This is a genomic window from Streptomyces sp. S6 (assembly GCF_054880855.1).
Genome location: NZ_JBTYMC010000412.1, coordinates 1 through 4,804 on the forward strand (window position 1 = coordinate 1; position 4,804 = coordinate 4,804).

The following is a 4,804-nucleotide window of genomic DNA, read 5'->3' on the forward strand; positions in this document are numbered from 1 at the left end:
GCACCGACGAACCCTGATGTCGCCGGGTGAAGACGTCCGTATGCTGGCCGTATACCGCATGTCGGGGTCACACCGAAGACTCCCGGTCGGACGAGGAGGTGAAAGGGAATGCTCGCGCAGTTCGCGGACCCGGGTGTGCAGCGGTTCGGGCCAGTCCCGGGAGGTGACGTGCGGGGCGGCGGACGCGGTGAGGGCCTGCGGGGTGGGGCGCAGCTCGGGGTCCTTGGCGAGGCAGGAGGCCAGCAGGGCGCCGAGGTCGGGGCAGGCGGCCGTCACCTTCGCGAGGACCTCCGCGTCCGGCTCCTCGAACGCCACGCGGTGCATGACGTCCACACCCGTGCCGTCACCGAAGGGCGCGCGGCCCGCGGCGGCGTAGATCAGCGTCCCGGCGAGCGAGAACACGTCGGACTTGGTGTCGCAGTGGCCCGTGCGCAGATACTCCGGCGACATGTACGCGGGCGTGCCGACGCGGTTGCCGGTACCGGTGATCGCGCTGACGTCGACGGCCTTGGCGATCCCGAAGTCTATGACGTGCGTCCCCTGGTCCGAGAGCAGCACGTTGGACGGCTTGAGGTCGCGGTGCACGACGTGCGCCTCCGCCAACACGCCGAGCGCCTCGCCCAGTTCGGCGACGAGGCGCCACACGGCGGCCGTCGACAGCGCGCCGTCCGTGCGCACGGCGTCCGCGAGGTCCAGCGACGGCAGGTACTCCGTGGCCATCCACAGCAGTTCGGCCTCGAAGCCGGTGCCCCTTAAGCGGGGAGCGCGGGCCGTCCGGATCCGGTCGTGGACCAGGGCCTCGCGCTCGAACCGGCGGCGGAAACGGGGGTCTTCGGCGTACTCGGGCCGGATCACCTTGACGGCGAACAGCCCCGGTCCGTCGTCCGCGGCGCGGCCGAGGTACACCCGGCCCATGCCGCCGCTGCCCAGCAGGGCGAGCGTCACGTACGGACCGACCCGCTCGGGGTCGCCCGGCCGCAGCGGTTGCGCGCCGGTCCGCCGGAGAGCACCGGCCTCGCTGTTCACCGGGCCAGGTGGGACCGGTCTCTCGTCTGACACAGATCAACCCCGAATGATGTTCGCCGTACGTCAGTTCGTCTGGACGGGAGGTACGAGGCTAGCCCAGTTCGGGCAGGTGACGCGGGTGATTGCGGCGATCGGATGAGATCGGACGGGATCGGATCAGACCGGATCGCGGGTCGGGAGCATGGCCCAGACGGTCTTGCCCACAGGCGTACGTTTCGTCCACCCCCAGTGCTCCGACAGCGCCTCGACGATCCTCAGGCCCCGGCCGTGTTCGAGGAGCGGATCGACGGCGGACGGGTACACCGGCACGTCGTCGCTGCGGTCGGTGACGGCGCACATGAGGTGTCGGCGGCGCAGGGTGAGACGGACGCGGACGTCGCACGTATCGGCGTGGGGGAGGGCGTGCAGGACGGCGTTCGCGGCGAGTTCGGTGACGACCACGACCGCGTCGTCCAGGCAGTGCGCCAACTCCCAGTCGTCCAGCGTGCGATGGGTGAAGTCACGGGCCTCGGCGAATCCCTCGCGGCTGCCCGTGAGATCCAGGGTCGCGGACTTCGCGGTGGGGAACTGGGCGCGTGACAGCACGGCTTCTCCCTGGGACGACGTCGGTACAGGGCTCTGGCACACCGGTTGACGGCCTGTCTATTATCCACGGTGTCGAAGACCGCGTGCAATTTCACGGGAAATTGCCGCCGGTATATCGGACGCGCCGAGTTCGGGACACCGAGGAGGAAGCCGTGCCGGTCGAGAACGGAGTACGGGCGAGTTCGCTGGACGCCCGCTGGACCAAGAGCCGCCACAGCAACGCGACGGGCAACTGCGTGGAGACGGCCGCCCTGCCCGGTGGGCTGGTCGCCCTGCGCAACTCCCGGGACCCGGACGGTCCCGCGCTCGTGTACACGCCGGAGGAGATCGCCGCGTTCCTCGCCGGCGTGAAGGACGGGGAGTTCGACCATCTGCTGTGAAAAGGTGGGTGGTTGAGCCACCCTGTGTGAACGGCCCCATCCCGGCCGGACGTTCGGACCGGTGCCGGCGGCATGTGCCATGTGCCCCGGCGGTGAGACGATCCGGCCGGGAAGGTCCGTCTCGTCACGCGCCCGGCCCCGAGGAGCCAGGATGTCCGCCCAGTCCCTTCGCGTCTCCCGCCTCGAACCGTATCTGAACCGGCAGGAGCCCGCCCCGACCCTGCTGAAGACCCTCGTCGGCCTTCAGCTCGCCGGCATGCGCGAGGACGCCGGTCTCGCCCAGGAGGAGGCGGCCCGCGCCGTCGGGTTCAGCCCCGCGAAGCTCTCCCGCATCGAGTCGGGCAAGGGCCGCAGACCCCCCGCCGAACCCGACGTCCAACTCCTGCTGCGGCTGTACGGCGCCGACCCCTACGAGGCGTCCGTCCTGCTCCAACTCCTGCGCAGGGCCGGGGAACCCGGCTGGTGGCAGCGGTACGACAAGCGGCTCGTGCCCGAGTGGTTCGACCGGCTGGTCGGCCTTCAGGAGGGCGCCACCGCGATCCGCACCTTCGAGATCCAGTACGTGCCGGGCCTGCTTCAGACCCCCGCCTACGCCCGTGCCGTCGTGGAGCGCGGACTGCCCCGCGCGCCCGCGCGCGAGGTCGAGCGCCGGGTCGACCTCAGGATGCGGCGCTCGCAGCTCCTGCACCGCGCGGACGCGCCCGCGGTGTGGGCGATCGTCGACGAGTCCGTCCTGCTGCGGGTGATCGGCGGCCGTGACGTGATGCGGGAGGAGCTGACCCACCTCGTCGAGATGGCCGGCAGACCCCATGTCACCCTCCAGATCGTTCCGTTGGACGCCCCGCACGCCTCGGCGCCGCCCCTGCCGGTGACCTATCTGCGCTTCGGCGGCGTCGACCTGCCCGACGTGGTCTACCTGGAACACCTCGCCGGGGCCGTGTTCGTGGAGGCGCAGGACGAGACCGAGGAGTACCGGGCGGCGCTGGACCGGCTCGCGGACCAGGCGCTCGATCCCCGGGAGTCGCTGGAGCTGCTGAGGCGGGTGCGGAGGGAGCGTTATCCCGGACCCGGGGAGTGACTGGCGTCAGCCTCGGTCCAGGACGCGTCCGAGGCCGCCGAACTCGATCCACTCCAGGGTCTGCTGACGGGGTGCCACCTCGGTGTCCGGGCGCCAGGTGGAGACCTCCACCAGTCCCGGCTCCAGGATCTCCAGCCCCTCGAACCACCGGGCCACGTCCGCCTGTTGCCGCACCCGGCCCCAATGTCCCTGCGTCGCCTGGTCCATGAAGTCCGTGACGAACTTCCGGACCGCCGCGTCCTCGCTGACGAGCTGGCACATCACCAGGAAACTGCCGGGTGCGAGCCGCTCGACGACCCGGCGGACGACCGCGTCGGGGCCGTCCTCCTCGTCGTCCGGGATGCAGTGGAACACCGAGTTGAACAGCACGGCCACCGGTCGCGTGAAGTCGATCAGGCGCTCGGTGTCGGGGTGGGTGAAGATCTCCTCCGTGCGGCGCATGTCCGCGTGGATCACGGCTGTGCGCTCGTCCTCCTGGAGCAGCGCGCGGCCGTGCACGAGGACCATCGGGTCGTTGTCGACGTAGACGACGTGCGCCGCCGGATCGACGCGCTGGGCGACCTGGTGGACGTTGTCCTGCGTGGGCAGGCCCGAGCCGTGGTCCAGGAACTGCCGGACGCCGTACTCCCGGGCGAGCGTGCCCACCACCCGCTGGAGGAAGCGGCGGTTGTTGAGCGCGAGGACGCGCGTGCTCGGGACGACCCGGTCGAGCTGCTCGCAGGCCGCTCGGTCGGCCGCGTAGTTGTCCTTGCCGCCCAGGTAGTGGTCGTACATCCGGGCCGCGGTGGGCACCGACGCGTCGATCTCCTTGGACAGCCGTTCACCGGGTCGCATGCGACTTCCCCCTTGATCCACTCCGGCGAGTGACGGAGGCGAACTCATCGTAGGCAAACGGGAATCGGGGGCGCCAGGGGTTCGGGCCGGGTTCGCCCGGGGGTGGGGGTGAGGAGGGGGTGCGGGGGTGTCGCTCGAAAGTGGACTGTTCGTCCAAGAGGTGGATGTGTAGTCTAGGCGGCAGAGAGGAGGGCAGGCGGATGGGTGCTGACGGGAGCAGGGACGGCGAGCGGGATGCGATCCTCGCGGCGCTGAGGCCGGTGGTCGACGGGCTCGTGGCGACGTTCGGGCAGCTGTGCGAGGTGGTGCTGCACGACTATCGGCGGCCCGAAGCCTCGGTGGTGGCCGTCGCCGGCGCGGTGACCGGGCGGGTGGTCGGCGCGGCGATGAGCGAGATCGGGCTGCGGGTGCTGGCCGGGGGCGACGGGGTGGCGGACGACCTCAACTACGTGACGCGGACGGTCGGGGGCAAGATGGTGAAGTCCTCGACGATGGTGCTGCGCGACTCGGGCGGGACGGTCTTCGGCGCCCTCTGCGTCAACGTGGACATCACCGAGATCGCCAGGGTCCAGACCCTGCTGGGTGGCCTCGCCGGCCCGGCCGCGGTGCCCGCCGAGACGCCGGTGACGACGTTCGAGCACGACATCGACTCCGTCGTCGACGTCCTGGTCGACACCCACCTCCCCGCCCGCGACGGCACCTGGTCCGACCTCGACCGCCCCCGCCGCCTCGACCTCTTCCGCACCCTCGACGCCCGCGGCGTCTTCGCCGTCCGCCGCTCCGTCGAACAGGTCGCGACCCGCCTCGGGATCTCCCGGGCGTCGGCGTACAGCTATTTGGCGCAGGCGCGGGCCGGTGGGGGCGAGGGGGAGCCGGGGTGAGGGGGCGCGGGCAGGTGCGG

6 protein-coding genes are annotated in these 4,804 nt (G+C 71.3%); 3 read left to right on the top strand and 3 right to left on the bottom strand.

Annotated features, from left to right (window positions below; all coding sequences use genetic code 11):
• Both ACVNF4_RS32505 and ACVNF4_RS32510 read right to left on the bottom strand, forming a co-directional pair.
• Positions 1 to 1,026: serine/threonine-protein kinase (locus ACVNF4_RS32505; protein ID WP_461806471.1), on the bottom strand; the 1,026-nt coding region annotated here is incomplete at its 3' end.
• Between the two features lie 156 nt (positions 1,027 to 1,182).
• Positions 1,183 to 1,611, bottom strand: coding sequence for an ATP-binding protein (locus ACVNF4_RS32510; RefSeq protein WP_461806472.1), 429 nt, complete (start codon positions 1,609 to 1,611; stop codon positions 1,183 to 1,185).
• A gap of 152 nt (positions 1,612 to 1,763) precedes the next feature.
• Between ACVNF4_RS32510 and ACVNF4_RS32515 the strand changes: the two genes are divergently transcribed.
• Both ACVNF4_RS32515 and ACVNF4_RS32520 read left to right on the top strand, forming a co-directional pair.
• Positions 1,764 to 1,991 carry a DUF397 domain-containing protein gene (locus tag ACVNF4_RS32515; protein WP_461806473.1) on the top strand — a complete coding sequence of 76 codons (228 nt, stop codon included), beginning with the start codon at positions 1,764 to 1,766 and terminating at the stop codon, positions 1,989 to 1,991.
• Between the two features lie 151 nt (positions 1,992 to 2,142).
• A complete protein-coding gene (locus ACVNF4_RS32520) occupies positions 2,143 to 3,069 on the top strand; it encodes a helix-turn-helix domain-containing protein (RefSeq protein WP_461806474.1) in 927 nt (308 codons plus the stop codon).
• Between the two features lie 6 nt (positions 3,070 to 3,075).
• On the opposite strand, the gene ACVNF4_RS32525 is transcribed toward ACVNF4_RS32520, so the two are convergent.
• Positions 3,076 to 3,903, bottom strand: a complete 828-nt coding sequence (locus ACVNF4_RS32525) for an SAM-dependent methyltransferase (protein ID WP_461806475.1) — start codon at positions 3,901 to 3,903, stop codon at positions 3,076 to 3,078.
• Between the two features lie 200 nt (positions 3,904 to 4,103).
• Between ACVNF4_RS32525 and ACVNF4_RS32530 the strand changes: the two genes are divergently transcribed.
• Positions 4,104 to 4,784 carry a helix-turn-helix transcriptional regulator gene (locus tag ACVNF4_RS32530; protein WP_461806476.1) on the top strand — a complete coding sequence of 227 codons (681 nt, stop codon included), beginning with the start codon at positions 4,104 to 4,106 and terminating at the stop codon, positions 4,782 to 4,784.
• The last annotated feature ends 20 nt before the right edge of the window (positions 4,785 to 4,804 follow it).

What these genes read in the sequence shown, in the direction of transcription:
- ACVNF4_RS32530 (WP_461806476.1), top strand. Translation starts at nt 4,104, where the DNA reads ATGGGTGCTGACGGGAGCAGGGACGGCGAGCGGGATGCGATCCTCGCG.
- ACVNF4_RS32520 (WP_461806474.1), top strand. Translation starts at nt 2,143, where the DNA reads ATGTCCGCCCAGTCCCTTCGCGTCTCCCGCCTCGAACCGTATCTGAAC.
- ACVNF4_RS32525 (WP_461806475.1), bottom strand. Translation starts at nt 3,903, where the DNA reads ATGCGACCCGGTGAACGGCTGTCCAAGGAGATCGACGCGTCGGTGCCC.